The sequence below is a fragment of the Serratia sp. CY47444 genome, assembly GCF_052168635.1.
Classification (GTDB): domain Bacteria; phylum Pseudomonadota; class Gammaproteobacteria; order Enterobacterales; family Enterobacteriaceae; genus Serratia; species Serratia bockelmannii.
Genome location: NZ_JBJNMH010000005.1, coordinates 204,353 through 221,548, shown reverse-complemented (window position 1 = coordinate 221,548; position 17,196 = coordinate 204,353). Strand labels below are relative to the sequence as shown.

The 17,196-nt window shown below is 58.5% G+C and carries 14 protein-coding genes; 1 reads left to right on the top strand and 13 read right to left on the bottom strand.

Going from position 1 to position 17,196, the window contains the following annotated elements; all coding sequences use genetic code 11:
• Nucleotides 1-38: 38 nt before the first annotated feature.
• From cadC to ACJ8IL_RS10335, 3 genes are all read right to left on the bottom strand, one after another.
• Nucleotides 39-1,595 (bottom strand): lysine decarboxylation/transport transcriptional activator CadC, encoded by a 1,557-nt coding sequence (gene cadC / locus ACJ8IL_RS10345; RefSeq protein WP_049203373.1) that lies wholly within the window; start codon nucleotides 1,593-1,595, stop codon nucleotides 39-41.
• A gap of 89 nt (nucleotides 1,596-1,684) precedes the next feature.
• A complete protein-coding gene (locus ACJ8IL_RS10340; protein ID WP_025304023.1) occupies nucleotides 1,685-2,074 on the bottom strand; it encodes a VOC family protein in 390 nt (129 codons plus the stop codon).
• 110 nt (nucleotides 2,075-2,184) lie between these two features.
• A complete protein-coding gene (locus ACJ8IL_RS10335; RefSeq protein WP_060435087.1) occupies nucleotides 2,185-2,418 on the bottom strand; it encodes a glutaredoxin domain-containing protein in 234 nt (77 codons plus the stop codon).
• Between the two features lie 147 nt (nucleotides 2,419-2,565).
• Here ACJ8IL_RS10335 and ACJ8IL_RS10330 point away from each other — a divergent pair, with 147 nt between their 5' ends.
• Nucleotides 2,566-3,111, top strand: coding sequence for a MarR family winged helix-turn-helix transcriptional regulator (locus tag ACJ8IL_RS10330; RefSeq protein WP_025304025.1), 546 nt, complete (start codon nucleotides 2,566-2,568; stop codon nucleotides 3,109-3,111).
• Between the two features lie 4 nt (nucleotides 3,112-3,115).
• On the opposite strand, the gene ACJ8IL_RS10325 is transcribed toward ACJ8IL_RS10330, so the two are convergent.
• The 10 genes from ACJ8IL_RS10325 to bamA form a co-directional block, all read right to left on the bottom strand.
• Nucleotides 3,116-5,257 (bottom strand): lysine decarboxylase LdcC, encoded by a 2,142-nt coding sequence (locus ACJ8IL_RS10325; protein WP_025304026.1) that lies wholly within the window; start codon nucleotides 5,255-5,257, stop codon nucleotides 3,116-3,118.
• 111 nt (nucleotides 5,258-5,368) lie between these two features.
• The gene (accA, locus tag ACJ8IL_RS10320; protein WP_019455765.1) at nucleotides 5,369-6,328 is read right to left on the bottom strand and encodes an acetyl-CoA carboxylase carboxyl transferase subunit alpha; all 960 of its coding nucleotides are present in this window, start codon (nucleotides 6,326-6,328) and stop codon (nucleotides 5,369-5,371) included.
• Nucleotides 6,329-6,340: 12 nt separating this feature from the next.
• Entirely contained in the window at nucleotides 6,341-9,829 is a 3,489-nt protein-coding gene (gene dnaE / locus ACJ8IL_RS10315) for a DNA polymerase III subunit alpha (protein ID WP_025304027.1), read from the bottom strand.
• A gap of 82 nt (nucleotides 9,830-9,911) precedes the next feature.
• Nucleotides 9,912-10,505, bottom strand: coding sequence for a ribonuclease HII (gene rnhB / locus ACJ8IL_RS10310; RefSeq protein ID WP_049195379.1), 594 nt, complete (start codon nucleotides 10,503-10,505; stop codon nucleotides 9,912-9,914).
• Entirely contained in the window at nucleotides 10,502-11,650 is a 1,149-nt protein-coding gene (gene lpxB / locus ACJ8IL_RS10305; RefSeq protein WP_038878789.1) for a lipid-A-disaccharide synthase, read from the bottom strand. Before lpxB ends, rnhB begins: the two co-directional genes overlap by 4 nt.
• Nucleotides 11,651-11,653: 3 nt before the next feature.
• Nucleotides 11,654-12,442: an acyl-ACP--UDP-N-acetylglucosamine O-acyltransferase gene (lpxA, locus tag ACJ8IL_RS10300; protein WP_025304029.1), complete on the bottom strand. Its 789-nt coding sequence runs from the start codon at nucleotides 12,440-12,442 to the stop codon at nucleotides 11,654-11,656.
• Nucleotides 12,443-12,445: 3 nt separating this feature from the next.
• On the bottom strand, nucleotides 12,446-12,901 hold the full coding sequence (gene fabZ, locus ACJ8IL_RS10295; RefSeq protein WP_004931962.1) for a 3-hydroxyacyl-ACP dehydratase FabZ: 456 nt from the start codon (nucleotides 12,899-12,901) through the stop codon (nucleotides 12,446-12,448).
• Between the two features lie 160 nt (nucleotides 12,902-13,061).
• Nucleotides 13,062-14,084 carry a UDP-3-O-(3-hydroxymyristoyl)glucosamine N-acyltransferase gene (gene lpxD, locus ACJ8IL_RS10290; protein WP_025304030.1) on the bottom strand — a complete coding sequence of 341 codons (1,023 nt, stop codon included), beginning with the start codon at nucleotides 14,082-14,084 and terminating at the stop codon, nucleotides 13,062-13,064.
• 3 nt (nucleotides 14,085-14,087) lie between these two features.
• Nucleotides 14,088-14,585, bottom strand: a complete 498-nt coding sequence (skp, locus tag ACJ8IL_RS10285) for a molecular chaperone Skp (RefSeq protein ID WP_025304031.1) — start codon at nucleotides 14,583-14,585, stop codon at nucleotides 14,088-14,090.
• A 156-nt stretch (nucleotides 14,586-14,741) separates the two neighbouring features.
• Nucleotides 14,742-17,168: an outer membrane protein assembly factor BamA gene (bamA, locus tag ACJ8IL_RS10280; RefSeq protein ID WP_033639522.1), complete on the bottom strand. Its 2,427-nt coding sequence runs from the start codon at nucleotides 17,166-17,168 to the stop codon at nucleotides 14,742-14,744.
• Between the last annotated feature and the right edge of the window lie 28 nt (nucleotides 17,169-17,196).

Here is a 17,196-nt window from a genome sequence, read left to right as displayed (position 1 = left end):
GCATTCCCGGAGAATAATGGCGGCGTAGTATCGGTTAATTATTGGTGCTGGTAGTTATTTAAATAAGGCACCACGTTGGTCAATGACGTCTGGAATACGCCATTGGTGATCCAATGCAAGGTATCCTCACCGGGGCGCAAATTGAACGCGGTAATATAAGAATCCGCCGCCAAATGATTCTGCCCCTGCATTTCATACACTTTGCCCAGCAACACATAATTCAGCCACGACATTTGCAACTCAATCCCCAGATCGATCGCCCGGTGCGCCTCGTCAATGCGCCCCTGCGCCAACGCATCGACCGCCAGAACTTGCTGCATGATCGGCGTGTTTTTCAATTCGGGGATCGTCGTCAGATGGCTGATATCGGCGCGCAATTGTGCCAAGGCCTGGCTGTCGAACGGTTGGTAAGAATTGCGCAGCACATCCACCAGCGCCTTTTCCGCCAGCAGGTAGTGGAAATTCGGCGCGCTTTTAATCAGCTCGCTCAGCTGAGCGCTGGCGCGAGTCAACGAATCGGCATCACCGTGGATCAACAATTGATGTGCCTGGTAGAAGCGCTGCAGCAGCGGCCCGTTGTCGGGCAGCAGCTGCGCCAGACGCTGCTCCAACTGCGGCGGCCAGGGCTGCTTCAGCGCCGTGGACAGGCTGGCGAGGAAATCGCTTTGGATCTTCAGCTGGTTATCGGCGGTAATGAAGTAACGCTTGTCCAACATGATTGAGCTGTCGGCGTTATCCACCAGCCGCACGGACAGGAAACACTGCTGGGCGCGGTAGTGGCGCTGATTGACGAACTCGATATACAGCGACTTGCCCGAGTTGCTGGGGCCGGAATAGTTGTAATTGGTTTGGTCGTGCACCAGGAAGGTCGAGTAGGTGTTGAGCGAATCGGTGATCAGCTCGCTGACGCCCACCACATAAGAGAGCTGCGGCATCCAGTTGCTGCAGCTCTCGCCGCCCTGGATGCGAATATCGATATCGCGCGGGTTGAGCAGCACCGGCATGGTCGAAACCGGCACGCGCTGCGACAGCGTGGCGATGCCGACAAACGCCACGCAGACGCTGAGCGCCGCCAGAAACGCCAGCCACACCCAGAACGTCGAGCGGAGATAAAAGCGCGGCAGCTTTTCGTCAGGCGCGGCGACCGGCGCTCGGGGCCGGCTCGGCGGCACGTACGGCGTCTCGTCGTCGTCATCGCTGCCGTCTTCCGGCTCATGCATGATCACCGCGATCTGCGGCGCCTGTGCGGGAGCGGGTTGCGTCTCTCCCTCTTCACACCATATCACCGACGTCGCCAGCTTATACCCGCGCTTGGGCACGGTGATAATGTATTCCGGGCTGTCGCTGTCGCCGTCTTTCAGGTATTTGCGCAGCTCTGAAATACATTGAGTCACCACGTGGTTGGTGACGATATTGCGCTTCCAGACGTTGTCGATCAGCTCGTCGCGGCTCAGCACCACATCGGGGTGCCGGGCGAAATAGCACAGCATGTCGATCAGGCGCGGTTCCAGCGTTTTCTGGCGGCCGTCTCGGCTGATGGTGTTGTCGGCAGGGGTAACCAGCCACTCCCCGACGCGAAAAGCAGGCTCTTGCATGGCGGAAATAACTCTGTAGGCATGTAGGGCAAGGGCGCGATCATAGCATAACCGCCCCCGGCTGTGGCCGCCGGGAGGCGATTAAGCCGTTAACTCTCGTATAATTCTAACGGTAAACCATCAGGATCGCTGAAAAAGGTAAAGCGGGATTGGGTGTAGGGATCGACGCGCACCGGTTCGCAGGCAACGCCGGCCGCCTGCAGATGGGCGATGGCCCGATCGATGTCGTCAACGCTGAACGCCAGATGGCGCAGGCCGCAGGCCTCCGGGCGGCTGACGCGGGCCGGCGGCGAAGGGAAAGAAAACAGTTCGATAGTGTATTGTCCGTTGAGCGCGAGATCCGCTTTCCAGGAGTCGCGCTCCTCGCGGTAAACTTCACTCAGCAGGGTAAAACCGAGAATATCGCAATAGAAATGCTTACTGGCAGCGTAGTTCGCGCCAATGATCGCAATGTGATGCACCTGACGTAATCCCAGCATAGAAACCCTCTCCTGTTCATTCTGATGGGGCACGGTATCCGGCGGCGGCGATGACGTCAACGGCAAAAACCCCGCGGATTGCCGCGGGGCATGATTCAGCACACGGCGTCTCAGGCCTTCAGATCCACCAACGCCGCGCCGAAGTTGATGTGCAGCACCTGCCCATCGACCACCAGCGCCGGTACACTCTGCACGCCGAGGCGCTCAGCTTCCGCCACGCGCGTTGGGCGTTCCCCCAGGTGCACCACTTCCACCTGCACGTTATCGCTCAACAGTCCCAACAGCTGCTGTTCGGCACTCACGCATACCGGGCAGCCGGCATGATAAAACACGGCCTTAGTCATCCTCATTCTCCTTGGTATTGACGGTTTCGGGCACGTTTACTTACCCATATTGTTTCGAATCGAAACAATGTGAACAGTATGCCAGCACCAATGACTTGTCAATATAGTTTTTAATCGATACTATTTACGCAGCCTGATGAGGATACGATGCTAAAACTGTTTGATCTGCTTGAACGCCTGAATAGCCTGCAACGCAGCTGGCTGCGCAGCCACGAAGAATTGGAAAGCCTGCCGCCGGTGCAGCTGAGCGCGCTCTACTATCTGGCACGCTGTAATCATTACTCCAACACGCCGATGGCCGTGGCGGAATACCTTGGCCTGACCAAGGGAACGGTGTCCCAATCGCTGAAAAAGCTGGAGCTGAACGGCATGATCGCCCGCACGGCGGACGCAAAGGATCGCCGCAGCGTGCGGCTGCGGCTGACAGAAAAATCGCGAAGTTTAATGGAGACTCTGTTTCCTCCTGCCTATCTGCAGCAGGCGCAAGACGCCATGCAGCAGGACGGCGAACAGTTGCAGGCGCTGTTAACCCAGCTGCTGCGCCAACTGCAGCGGCAGGAAAATGCGGCGCTGTTCGGCGAATGCCACCGCTGCCGCTATCACCAGCAGCGCAATGGCCAACCGTTTTGCGGCCTGACACAGGAACCGCTGCCGCTCGACAGCGTGAACCTGATCTGCCGAGAATTCGCCTAAACGATTATGCTGGCGCTTTCAACACCTTCACCAGATAGCGCCCGTCCTCCGTCAGTTTGGCGCCGTGGATGTCGGTTTCAAAACCGGGATAGCGCTCACCGATAGAGCACAGCATCAGCAGGAAATCGAGCACCGCCCGGCTCTCTTCGGTGATCATTTCTCCCGGCATCACCAGCGGCACGCCCGGCGGATAAGGCAGGATCATATTGGCCGCCACCTTGCCCACCAACTGATCCAGCTCGCAGGTTTCCACATTGCCGCGCACCTGCTCCTGGAACATCTGGTGCGGCGTCAGCTTCATTTCAGGCAGCACGTCGAACGCCCGCTGCATCAGGCGCGGCAGATCGTGTTGGCGGATCAGCCGATGAATGCCGGCGGCCAGATCCTGGATACGCATATGGCGATAAAAATCCGGATCCTCGGCGTACAGATCCGGCAGCATGTTCTTCACCCGCAGGTTGAGATCGTAGGCGCGCTTGAAATCAGTCAGGCCGCGCAACAGGCTCATCGCCTTGGTTTTGTCGATGCCGATGCTGAACAGGAACAGCAGGTTGTACGGCCCGGTCTTCTCCACCACGATGCCGCGCTCGTCGAGATACTTCGCCACCAGCGCCGCCGGGATCCCCTCTTCCTCCAGCGCACCCAGCTCGTTCATGCCCGGCGTCAGGATCGTCACCTTGATCGGATCGAGGTACATATGATCGCGATCGGTCTGGCCGAAGCCGTGCCAGTTATCGTCAGGATCCAATGGCCAACACTGCGCCTCATCGATCTCCTCCGGCTGCCAAATGTCAAAGAACCAACTGTCGCTCTCCTCGCGCAGCCGCTGCACTTCACGGCGAAAATGCAGCGCGCGCTCCACCGATCGATTGATCAAGCGGCGCCCCGGGTTGCCGCGCAGCATGGCGGCGGCGGTCTCCATCGATGCCACAATGCCATAGTGCGGCGAGGTGGTGGTGTGCATCATGTAGGCTTCGTTGAAGGTGCTCTCGTCGTAGTCGCCCTTGATATGAATCATCGAGGCCTGGGAGAAGGCCGCCAGCAGCTTGTGGGTGGACTGGGTTTCGTAGATGACCTTACCGGGCACCCGATCGCCGCTCATGCCGCTCTTGCCGTCGTAAATCGGATGGAAGTTGGTGTAAGGCACCCAGGCGGAGTCAAAGTGGATCGACGGCACTGCCAGCGTCTGCTTGATGTAGTCGGTGTTATACAGCAGGCCATCATAGGTGGAATTGGTGATCACCGCATGCACCGGCCAGGTGGCGTTCGGGGTCTCCTGCACCCGAGCGGCGATGCTGGCGCGGGTGAACTCACGCTGCGGAATGCCGCCAAGGATGCCGTAGGCGTTGCGCAGCGGGCGCAGATAGATCGGCACAATATCGCTCATCATCAGCAAGTGGCACAGCGATTTGTGGCAGTTGCGGTCGATCAGCACCGTGCTGCCCGCCGGCGCCGAATACATGCCGACGATCTTGTTGGCGGTGGAGGTGCCGTTGGTAACCAGATAGCTCTGCTCGGCGTTGAAAGTACGCGCAATATACTCTTCGGCCTCGAGGTGCGGCCCGGTGTGATCCAACAGCGAGCCGAGCTCGGTGACTGAAATCGAAATGTCGGCCTTCAGGGTATTGGCGCCGAAAAAGTCATAGAACAGGCAGCCCACCGGGCTTTTTTGGAACGCGGTGCCGGCCATGTGGCCCGGCGTGCAGAAGGTGTACTTCCCTTCGCGCACGTAGTTGAACAACGCCTTGGTCAGCGGCGGCGTAATGGTATCAATATATTCTGCGGTGTACTGCTGGATGCGCTGCGCGATATCGTCCGCCGCATTCAGGCCATACTCGAAGAAATAGAGCACCATGCGCATTTCATGCAGGCTGACGTCGAAGGTGGAGTGGGTATTGATAAAGGCGTACAGCGGTAGGTATTCGTTCAGCTCGTTGATCTCGCTGCACAGCTCCAGGCTGTAGTCGTCCCAGTCGAAGATCACCCCACAGATGCGGGCATTGGCTTCGATCAGCTTCAGCAGGTCACCGCTGTTTTTGGGGTACACCAGTTGGAATCCCATGGTGGCCAGCGCAGCGTGGAGCTCGCGGATCGGCTCATCTTTGTAGTAGACGCCCGTCGGGCCCATGATGGCGATGATATTCATCGGCAGCTCCTGTCAGTTAACGGCCAAGTCTCTATAACACCACGAAAATCCGGCGGTGTGTAGCCAAAAAAAAACCGCCCGGAGGCGGTTTCTTGCAGCGAAGAACAGAACTCAGCAGTAGCCGTAGTTCATCAGACGCTGGTAGCGACGGTTGAGCAACTCTTCGTCGTTCAGACCATCCAGATCTTTCAGATCGGCCAGCAGCTGCGCTTTCAGCGCGGCAGCCATCGCCGGCACGTCGCGGTGCGCGGAACCCAGCGGCTCCGGGATCACCGAATCGATCAGCTTTAACTCTTTCAGACGCGGTGCGGTAATGCCCATCGCTTCTGCGGCCAGCGGTGCCTTGTCGGCACTCTTCCACAGGATGGAGGCACAGCCTTCCGGCGAAATCACCGAGTAGGTGCTGTACTGCAGCATGTTCACTTTATCGCCCACGCCGATCGCCAGCGCGCCGCCGGAGCCACCTTCGCCGATGACGGTGCAGATGACCGGGATGTTCAGACGCGACATCTCACGCAGGTTGCGCGCGATGGCTTCTGACTGGCCGCGTTCTTCCGCACCCACGCCCGGATAAGCGCCCGGAGTATCGATAAAGGTGATGAGCGGCATCTTGAAGCGGGCGGCCATTTCCATCAGGCGCAGCGCCTTACGGTAACCTTCCGGCGCCGGCATGCCGAAGTTGCGGCGGATCTTCTCTTTGGTTTCACGGCCTTTCTGGTGCCCGATGATCATCACCGGGCGGCCATCCAGGCGCGCAATGCCACCGACGATCGCTTTGTCGTCAGCGTAAGCGCGATCGCCCGCCAACTCTTCGAAGTCGGTAAAGATGTGTTTGATATAATCCAGGGTATAAGGACGGCGCGGGTGGCGTGCCAATTGGGCAATCTGCCAGGCCCCAAGATCGGCAAAAATCTTGCGCGTCAGCTCAACGCTCTTTTCACGCAGGCGCTGAACCTCTTCGTCCAGATTAATATCTAATTTTTCGTCTTGACGGCTGACTGCAGTCAGCGAGTCAATTTTCGCTTCCAGCTCTGCAATCGGCTGTTCAAAATCAAGAAAATTCAGACTCATAGCATTCCTATTTTAGTCAAATTCCAAGTCCACCTGCTCATTGCCTACCAACGTCCGCAAATCGATCAACAAGCGGTCGGTGGGCGTCACGCGCCAGGTTGCGCCAAAACGCAGCTTGGCTCGTGCATCTTCCCGTTGATAGTAGAGATGCACTGGAATCGTCCCCGAGCGATGGGGTTCCAACGACTGACGGAGACGGTTCAAAAGCTGGTCATCAATTTGCCTGTCAGTCAGCGAGATAGCAAGCCCGCGAGCGTATTTTTCCCGGGCTTCACTGATGTCCATTACCTCGCGGGCCATCATTTTAAGCCCGCCGCTAAAGTCATCAAAGCTGACCTGTCCACTGGCGATAAGGATACGGTCTTTTTCCAACAAATGCTGGTATTTTTCTAGCGCTTCGGTGAATAGCATCACTTCCAGACGGCCCGAACGGTCATCCAGCGTGCAAATGCCGATACGGTTGCCGCGCTTGGTCACCATGACCCGCGCGGCGACCACCAACCCGACGGCGGTAGTCATTTTGCCCCGATCCGTCGGGTGCATGTCTTTCAAACGCTGGCCACCGGCGTAACGTTCGATTTCCTTCAGGTACTGGGTGATCGGGTGGCCAGTCAGGTACAGCCCCAGCGTCTCCCGTTCACCGTCCAGCACCACCTGCTCCGGCCAGGGCGCGATATTGGCGTAGGATTGCTCCACCTGCTCCGGCGCTTCCGCCAGCACGCCAAACATATCCACCTGGCCAATAGCTTCGGCTTTCGCATGCTGATCCGCCGCTTTCAACGCGTCGCCGAGCGAATTCATCAGCGCAGCGCGGTGCGGCCCAAGGCGATCAAACGCCCCGGACATGATCAGTTTTTCCAGAATGCGGCGGTTCAGTTTCTTGATGTCAGAGCGCGCGCACAGGTCGAACAGGTCTTTGAAGTAACCTTGTTCGCCGCTGTTGCGCGCCTCGATAATGGCCTCGATCGGCCCTTCCCCCACGCCCTTGATCGCGCCGATGCCATAAACGATCTCGCCGTCGTCGTTGACGTGGAAGTGATACAGGCCACTGTTGATGTCCGGCGGCAGGATCTTCAGCCCCATGCGCCAACATTCGTCCACCAGCCCCACCACTTTGTCGGTGTTGTCCATATCGGCGGTCATGACCGCCGCCATAAACTCGGCCGGATAGTGCGCCTTCAGCCACAACGTCTGATACGACACCAGCGCATAGGCGGCGGAGTGCGATTTGTTGAAGCCGTAACCGGCGAATTTCTCCACCAGGTCGAAGATTTTCACCGACAGTTCACCGTCGATGCCGCGCGATTTCGCGCCGTCTTCAAAGCCGCCGCGCTGCTTGGCCATTTCGACCGGGTTCTTTTTACCCATCGCACGACGCAGCATATCCGCGCCACCCAAGGTGTAGCCGGCCAACACCTGGGCAATCTGCATCACCTGTTCCTGATACAGGATGATGCCGTAGGTCGGTTCCAGCACCGGCTTGAGCGACTCGTGCTGCCACTGAATGTCCGGGTAGGAGATCTCTTCGCGGCCATGCTTGCGGTCGATGAAGTTATCCACCATCCCTGACTGCAGCGGCCCCGGACGGAACAGCGCCACCAGTGCGATCATGTCTTCGAAGCAGTCGGGCTTCAGGCGTTTGATCAAATCTTTCATGCCGCGCGATTCAAGCTGGAACACCGCCGTGGTTTCCGAGCGCTGCAGCATGTCGAAGCTTTTCTTGTCGTCGAGCGGAATGGCGGCGATGTCGATCGGTTCCAGCCCGGTCTTGGCGCGCCGGGCGTTGATCATTTCCAGCGCCCAGTCGATGATGGTCAGGGTGCGCAGGCCGAGGAAGTCGAACTTCACCAGCCCGGCATATTCCACGTCGTTCTTGTCGAACTGGGTCACCGGATGGTGCCCTTCGGCGTCGCAGTACAGCGGCGCGAAGTCGGTGATCTTGGTCGGCGCGATCACCACGCCCCCGGCGTGTTTACCGGCGTTGCGCGTTACCCCTTCCAGCTTGCGCGCCATGTCGATCAGCGCCTTGACCTCTTCATCGGCCTCGTAAATCTCCGGCAGCTGCGGTTCGGCGGCAAAGGCTTTCTCCAGCGTCATGCCCGGATCCGGCGGCACCAGTTTGGAGATGCGATCGACGAAGCCGTACGGGTGCCCCAGCACCCGGCCTACGTCGCGGATAACCGCTTTCGCCGCCATGGTCCCGAAGGTGATGATCTGCGATACCGCTTCGCGGCCGTACATCTCCGCCACGTGCTCGATCACCTGGTCGCGCTTCTCCATGCAGAAGTCGACGTCGAAGTCGGGCATCGAAACACGTTCCGGGTTCAGGAAGCGTTCGAACAGCAGGTCGAATTCCAGCGGATCGAGGTCGGTGATTTTCAACGCATAGGCCACCAGAGAACCGGCGCCGGAGCCGCGCCCTGGGCCCACCGGCACGTTGTTGTCCTTCGACCACTGGATAAACTCCATCACGATCAGGAAGTAGCCGGGGAACCCCATCTGGTTGATCACCTTCAGCTCGACGTCCAGACGCTCGTCGTATTCCGGGCGGCGCTGCGCGCGCACTTCAGGATCGGGGAACAGGAACTCGAGACGCTCTTCCAGCCCTTCTTTAGATTTGAGCACCAGGAAGTCCTCGGTGCTCATATCGCCGGTTGGGAACTGCGGCAGGAAGTATTCGCCGAGGCGAATGGTGACGTTACAGCGCTTGGCGATCTCGACGCTGTTCAGCAGCGCTTCCGGGATGTCGGCGAACAGCTCGCACATCTCGTCTTCGCTGCGCATGTATTGCTGCGGGCTGTAGTTGCGTGGCCGCTTGGGATCGTCCAGCGTAAAACCGTCGTGAATGGCGACGCGAATTTCATGAGCGTCAAAATCGTCTTCTACCAGGAAACGCACGTCGTTGGTGGCCACCACCGGCAAGCCGCGCTCAGTGGCCAACGCCACCGCCGCATGCAGATAGTTCTCTTCGTCCGGACGGCCGGTGCGTATCAGTTCCAGGTAGTAACAGTCCGGGAAATACTGTTGGTAGAAGTCCAGGCATTGATCCACCTGCGCCTGGTTACCGCGCAGCAGGAACTTGCCGACGTCGCCCTGACGCGCACCGGAAAGCAGGATCAGCCCTTCGCGATGTTCAATCAGCCAGTCGCGATCAATGGTCGGGCCGGCGGCCCCGTAGCCACGCTGATAGGCGCGGGAAATCAGCAGCGTCAGGTTCTGGTAGCCTTCGTTGTTGCTGGCCAGCACCGTCAGCTGAGCCAGTTCGTCGCCCAGCTCATCGCTTTGCACATGGAAATCCGCGCCGATGATCGGTTTGATCCCGGCGCCGTGCGCGCTGCCGTAGAACTTCACCAGCCCGCACAGGTTGGTGAAATCAGTGATTGCCAGAGCAGGCATGGCTAACGCGGCGGCTCTTTTCACCAGCGGCGCCGTCTTGGCCAATCCATCAATCATGGAGTAGTCACTGTGGACGCGCAGGTGAATAAAACGAGGTTCGGCCATCTCCAGATACCTGATTGAAGGGGCTCAGCAGGCTGAGCCCGGGTTAATGCTATCGTCGAGCCTGATTAACCAGGCCCGCAGGCTACAGCGCCAGCGCCCTTTTCACCGGCGCGAAGCTGCGGCGGTGATGCTCGGTGGCGCCCAGCGCGGCCAGCCGCTCCAGGTGGAAGGCGGTCGGGTAGCCTTTATGCTGCGCGAAACCGTAGTCCGGGAACTCGCTGTCCAGCTCGGCCATTTCGCGATCGCGCGTGACCTTCGCCAGAATGGACGCCGCGCTGATCTCCGCCACACGGCTGTCGCCCTTCACCACCGCCTGCGAACGCATCGGCAGGTTCGGGCAACGGTTACCGTCGATTAAAACCATGTCCGGCGCGATATGCAACCCGGCCACCGCGCGCTGCATCGCCAACATGGTGGCGTGCAAAATATTCAGCTGGTCGATTTCCGCCGGTTCGGCGCGCCCCAGGCTCCAGGAGAGCGCCTTGGCGACGATTTCGTCATACAGCGCCAGGCGGCGTTTTTCACTGAGTTTCTTGGAGTCCGCCAGACCGACGATCGGCTGCGCCGGATCGAGGATCACAGCAGCGGTGACCACCGCGCCGACCAACGGGCCGCGGCCCACTTCGTCCACACCGGCAATCAGCGTGGCAGCGGGATAGATAAAGGGTTCAATCATGCTTTCGCCAGCTCCAACACAGCCTGAGCGGCCTGTTCGTCCGCACCGCAACGGATGCTTTGGTGCAAGGTAAGAAAAGTTTGTTTCAGCGCTTCGGTTTCCGGGCTCTCTTCCAGCAGTGGCATCACGGCGGCGGCCAGTTTGTCCGGCACGCAGTCATGCTGCAGCAGCTCGGTGACAATTTCGCGCCCCGCCAACAGATTCGGCAGCGAAACGTAAGGCGTTTTCACCAGCTTCTGCGCCAACCAGAAAGTGAACGGCTTCATGCGATAGCCCACCACCATCGGGCACTTGGCCAGCATGCACTCCAGCGCCGCCGTGCCGGACGCCAGCAGCGCCGCGTCGCTGGCGATCATCGCCTCGCGCCCCTGGCCGTTCAGCAGGTGTACCGTCAGATCCGGCGCAACCTCGGCCTTGATGCGCTCAAACTGCTCGCGCCGTTTGGCGTTAACCAGCGGCACCACCACTTCCAGCTCGGGATAACGCGTGCGCAGCAGCTGCGCGGTTTTGAGGAAGTCGGCGCTCAGCATCTCGACTTCGGCGCCGCGGCTGCCCGGCAGCAAAGCCAAACAGCGCGCCTGCGGAGCGATGCCAAGCTGAGCGCGCGCCGCCAACCGATCGGGCTGCAGCGGCATGGCGTCCGCCATGGTGTGGCCGATAAACCGGCAGGGCACGTTGAAGCGATCGTAAAACGCTTTTTCGAAAGGGAGAAAGGCCAGCACCAGATCGGTGGCTTTGCCTATTTTGAAAACGCGCTTTTGTCGCCAGGCCCACACGGACGGGCTGACGTAGTGGATGGTGCGAATGCCGCGCTGCTTGAGGCGGCCTTCCAGCGTGATGTTGAAGTCCGGCGCGTCGATGCCGACAAACACGTCCGGCCGCAGCTCACCGAAGCGGCGAGTGAGATCCTTGCGGATCTTCAACAGGCGTGGCAAGCGCTCGAGCACTTCCACCACGCCCATGACCGCCAGCTCTTCCATTTCGTACCAGGCTTCGCAGCCTTCGGCCTGCATTAGCGGACCGGCGACGCCAACGAAACGCGCGTCGGGGATCTGCGCCTTGAGCGCGCGGATCAAACCGGCGCCGAGAATGTCACCGGAGGTTTCTCCGGCGACCAATCCGATAGTCAATGGACGATTCGACATAACTCAGCGAATGATGCCGCGGGTAGAACGGGTGAAGAAATCGAGGTACTGCTGCACCACCGGCTGCTCTTTGGCCAGGGCTTCGATTTCCGCCTTCGCTTCATCCAGCGTTTTTTCACTGCGATACAGGATTTTGTAGGCGTTGCGGATCGCCTGCATTTCATCCTTATCAAAACCGCGGCGCTTCAGGCCGACCGCGTTGACGCCGAACGGCGTCGCGTGGTTGCCCTGCGCGATGACGAAAGGAGGCACGTCCTGAGCGACGCCGGAACAACCGCCTACCATCACATGCGCGCCGATAATGCAGAACTGATGGATCGCCGTCATGCCGCCAATGATGGCGTGATCGTCGATTTCCACATGCCCCGCCAGCGTGGCATTGTTGGCCAACACGCAAGAATTGCCGACCACACAGTCGTGAGCAACGTGCACATTGACCATCAGCAGGTTATCGTTGCCCACTTTGGTCAGGCCGGTGCCCTGCGCGGTGCCGCGGTGAATGGTGACGCTTTCGCGGATGCGGTTGCGATCGCCCACTTCAACGCGCGTCGGTTCGCCTGCGTATTTCAGATCCTGGTTCACTTCACCGATGGAAGCGAACTGATAAATCTGGTTATCGCAGCCAATCTTGGTAATGCCGTTCACCACCACGTGGGATTTCAGCACCGTGCCGGCGCCGATTTCCACCTGGGAGCCGACGTAGCAGAAAGGGCCGATATGCACGTTGGCGCCGATCACGGCGCCCTCTTCGACTATCGCGCTAGGATGGATAAAGGCGGTTTGGTCAATCACGGATTAAGCCTCCCGGCTGCGGGCACACATCATGGTTGCTTCGCAGACAATTTTACCGTCAACGGTCGCTACGCCTTTGAAGCGAGTCAGGCCGCGGCGAGTTTTCTCGAAGGTGACTTCCATGACCATCTGATCGCCTGGCACCACAGGGCGCTTGAAGCGTGCTTCGTCGATACCGGCGAAGTAATACAGCTCGCCCGGCTCCAGTTTACCGACGCTTTTAAACGCCAGGATACCGGTGGCCTGCGCCATGGCTTCCAAGATCAATACGCCTGGGAAAATCGGTTTGCCAGGGAAGTGGCCCTGGAAAAACGGTTCGTTCACCGATACGTTCTTCACCGCACGCAGATATTTGTGCTCTTCAAACTCGAGGACGCGGTCGACCAGCAAGAACGGGTAACGGTGAGGAAGCAGATCCAAAATTTCTGCAATATCCAGAGTATGAGTGTCAGTAGTCAAAATACTCTTCCTGTCTCTAAAAACTGATGGCATCAACAACACGGCCTGCGCTGACCCCAAAAGGAGATCATCATGCAGGCCGCAAATTAACATCTCTTTGCGCTTTTGGTCTCACGACCAACGCGTTTCGTTTTGTACCCGCCAGGGCGGGCGGCAATGATTAGTCTTTTCCGACTTTACGTTCGACAGCTTTCAAGCGTTTGCTGATCTCATCGATATTCATCACCAACGCAGCGGTTTTACGCCAAACCTTGTTAGGCTGCAACGGAATGCCCGAAGAGTATACCCCAGGTTCGGTGATTGGTCGCATAACCATTCCCATTCCGGTGACAACCACCTTGTCGGCAATTTCCATGTGACCGTTGATCACGCTGGCACCGCCAATCTGGCAGTAGCGGCCGATTTTCAGGCTGCCGGCCATGATCACACCGCCGGCGACGGCGGTATTGTCGCCAATCACGACGTTATGTGCAATCTGGCATTGGTTGTCGATGATAACACCATTCCCGATTTGGGTGTTATCCAAAGCGCCGCGGTCAATGGTAGTGCAAGCGCCGATTTCGACGCGATCGCCGATAATCACCGTGCCCAACTGAGGGATTTTGATCCACTCGCCGCGCTCATTCGCATAGCCGAAACCGTCTGCGCCGATCACGGTGCCCGACTGGATCAGGCAACGCTGGCCGATTTCGACCGCATGATAAATCGTGACGTTCGCCCACAGACGCGTTCCCGCGCCGATGCGTGCGTGTTTGCCGATGAAGCAGCCCGGGCCGATAACCACGTTATCGCCAAGCACCGCACCCGACTCGATCACCGCGTTCGCCCCAATGGCGACGTTCTGCCCCAGCTGCGCTTCAGGTGAGATCACCGCGCTTGGCGCGATATCCTGGGCCGGCGACGGCGTAGTGTCCATCAGCTGCGCCATGCGCGCATAGGTCAGGTAAGGGTTCTTAACCACCAGCGCCGCAGCACGGCAGTGTGGTAAATCCGCTTCGGTAAGCACCACGGCGCTTGCCTGGCAGGAAGACAGCTGCTCTTGATAGCGGCTGTTTGACAAAAACGTGATTTGGCCAGGCTGTGCCGAATGCATAGAAGCAATGCCGGTGATGACGAGATCGCCATCACCGTGCAATTGTGCATCCAACTGCTGCGCTAAATCAGCCAGTCGAATTGAAAGCATGTGTTATTTAACCTGTTTCAGCACGTCAGCAGTGATATCTTTGGAAGAGTCTGCATAGGCAACGGCGTTGGCGTCGATCACCACGTCATAACCGCCTTTGCTGGCGACAGATTTCACCGCGTCCTGAATGCGGCTCAGGATCTTGTTACGCTCTTCCATCTGGCGACGACGGTTGTCCTGCTCGAAAGCCTGCGCTTTCTGAGAGAACTGCTCGCGCTGCGCCATCACGTCTTTTTCCAACTTGCTGCGATCGCTGGCTTTCATGGTAGCGCCGTCACGCTGCAGACGCTGCATTTTGGTCTGCAGGCTACGTTCCATGTTCTGGAGTTCGCTTGCACGGCCTTTAAACTCGTTTTCCAGCTGTTTAGCGACCGTTTCGCGGGCCGGCAGCTGTTGGAAAATGCTGGAGACGTTAACGACAGCGATCTTATCTGCTGCCTGAACGCCAGCTGAAGCAGCCATTGCTAAACCGAGGCCTGCGGCACACAACCACTTTTTCACTATAAACTCCTTACCATCACCCATTTGTGTCATATGACACTGAAGTACACAATTTGCCAGACTTGTCCCACCAAACAATGAGAATCATCTCCCTCTGCCGGCGGGCGCCTGGCCATTGCGATTCTTAATAACTGTTATGCCCAGAGGCGAGACCCGTTACCAGGTCTTACCGATGTTAAACTGGAACTGTTCGGACTTGTCGCCTTCGTATTTCTTGATCGGGTTGGCGTAAGAGAACACCAACGGCCCCAGTGGCGACATCCACTGCAGCGCGATACCGGCGGAAGAACGAATATTACTGGCTTTACTGTAGTCCGGCACGCCGTACATCAGCGTTTCGTTGGTATTCTTCCACTTGGTGTCCCACACGGTACCGGCATCGATGAACAGCGACGTCCGCACCGAGTTGGCGTATTTCTCGCTGATGAACGGCGTCGGGGTGATCAGCTCCAGGCTGGCGACCGCCATGGCGTTACCGCCTACCGCGTCATCCGAGCTACAGATGCTCTGACGATCGGTCGTGCTGCCGGCGTTGAACTGACACTGGTACGAGTTGGAATTGTAGTACACCGCCTTCGGACCAATGGTGTTGGACTGGAAGCCGCGCACGGTGCTCGAACCACCGGCATAGAAGTTCTCATAGAACGGCATTTCCTTGCCGCCCAGCCCATCCGCGTAACCCAGGCGGCCGCGACCCAACAGCACCCAGGTGCGGTCGTCGTTGATCGGCACGTACTGTACGCTGTCCAGCGTCACCTTGTAGTATTCGTTGTCCGAGCCCGGAATGGTGACCTTGCCGTTCAACGTGGTGCGGTTACCCGAGGTCGGGAAGTAGCCGCGGTCCAGGTTGTTATAGGTCCAGCCCAGGTTCAGCGTAAAGTCGTCCGTCGAGTAGCTGGCGCGGTCGGTCTTGTTCGCATCCACGCCCATCGAGTCGAGGTAACGCCACATGGCGATCTGCGGCTGCATGTTCGACAGACCGTTGTGGACGTAGCCCAGGCCGGTGCGCAACGAGTTGTTTTCGTTGATCGGGAAGCCCAGCGTGCCGTCGATACCGTAACTCTTGTTGGTATAGTCCGACAGATCCGCGTCATCCGCCTTAAAGTCGTTGTAGAAAATGCGGCCGCCCAGGCTCACACCGTCAACGGTGAAGTACGGGTTGGTGACCGACAGTTCGGTATAGGTCTGGTAGTCGTTCTTGGTGCCGCTGATGCCGACCGAGTAGCCGGTACCCAACCAGTTATCCTGCTGCACGCCGGCCTGGAAGCTGACGCCGCTCTCGGTGCCGTAACCGACGCCGAAGTTAAAGGTACCGGTGTTGCGTTCTTTCACCTTATAGGTCACGTCGACCTGATCGGCGGTGCCCGGCACGCGCTGGGTTTCCACGTCAACCGTTTCGAAATAGCCCAGACGGTTCAGACGCTCTTTACCCTGCTCGACCTGCTCGTTGCCGAGCCAGGCGCCTTCCATCTGGCGCATTTCGCGACGCAGTACGGAATCCTTGCTGGTGTCGTTACCTTCGAACTTGATGCGACGCACGTAGAAGCGGTTGCCCGCGTCAACGTTGACGTGCAGCTTGACGGTTTTATCCGCGTCGTTGATCTCAGGCTGAGTGCCGACGCGCGGGTAGGCGTAACCATAACGGCCCAACATCGTTTTGATGTTGTCTTCCATTTTGGTCACCTTGCTGCCGTTGTACAGCTCGCCTGGCTCAATTTTGGTGATCTGAGCGACTTCCGCCGAGTGGCCGGCCAGGTTGCCGTTCACGACAACATCGGAAAGTTTGTACTGCTCGCCTTCGGTGATGTTGATGGTGATGTAGATGCCTTTTTTATCCGGCGTCAGGCTCACCTGGGTAGAATCGATGTTGAAGCGGGCATAGCCGCGATCCAGATAGAAGCTGCGCAGGGTTTCGAGATCGCCCGCCAGTTTCTGCTTCTGGTATTTGCGGTCGCCGACCAGGTTCCACCACGGCACTTCGTCACGCAGTTGAAAGCGTGAGATCAGTTCGTCGTTGGTGAAAGCATGGTTGCCGACGATGTTGATTTGTTGAATCTTGGCGGAGACCCCTTCCGTGAACACCAGTTTCAGGTCGACACGGTTGCGCGGCAACGGCGTGACTACGGCTTTCACCGAGGCACTGTATTTACCGACGCTGTAGTAGAAGTCTTCCAGCCCTTTTTCAATGCTGGAGATCGTGGTGCGGTCGAGCGCCTCGCCCACCCGGACGCCGGAGGCTTCCAGGTTCTGCTTGAGCATGTCATCTTTCACCGACTTGTTGCCGGAGAAAGTGATGCTGGCGATGGTAGGACGTTCCTTCACCTGCACGATCAAGGTATTACCATCGCGCAGTACGCGCACGTCCTCGAAGTTGCCGGTGGCAAACAAGGCACGAATGGTATTACTGATGTCATCGTCAGTGACGGTATCGCCGACGCGAACCGGCATGTTGAGTAACGCCGCACCGACGGCAACTCGCTGCAGGCCTTCGAAATGAATGTCTTTCACTACGAACCCGTCTGCACCGTATACGGTGGCGCTGCCAAACAGCAGCGACGCTATGAGCAACTTTTTCATCGCCATCGTTGTTATGCGTTCTTCCTAACCTATC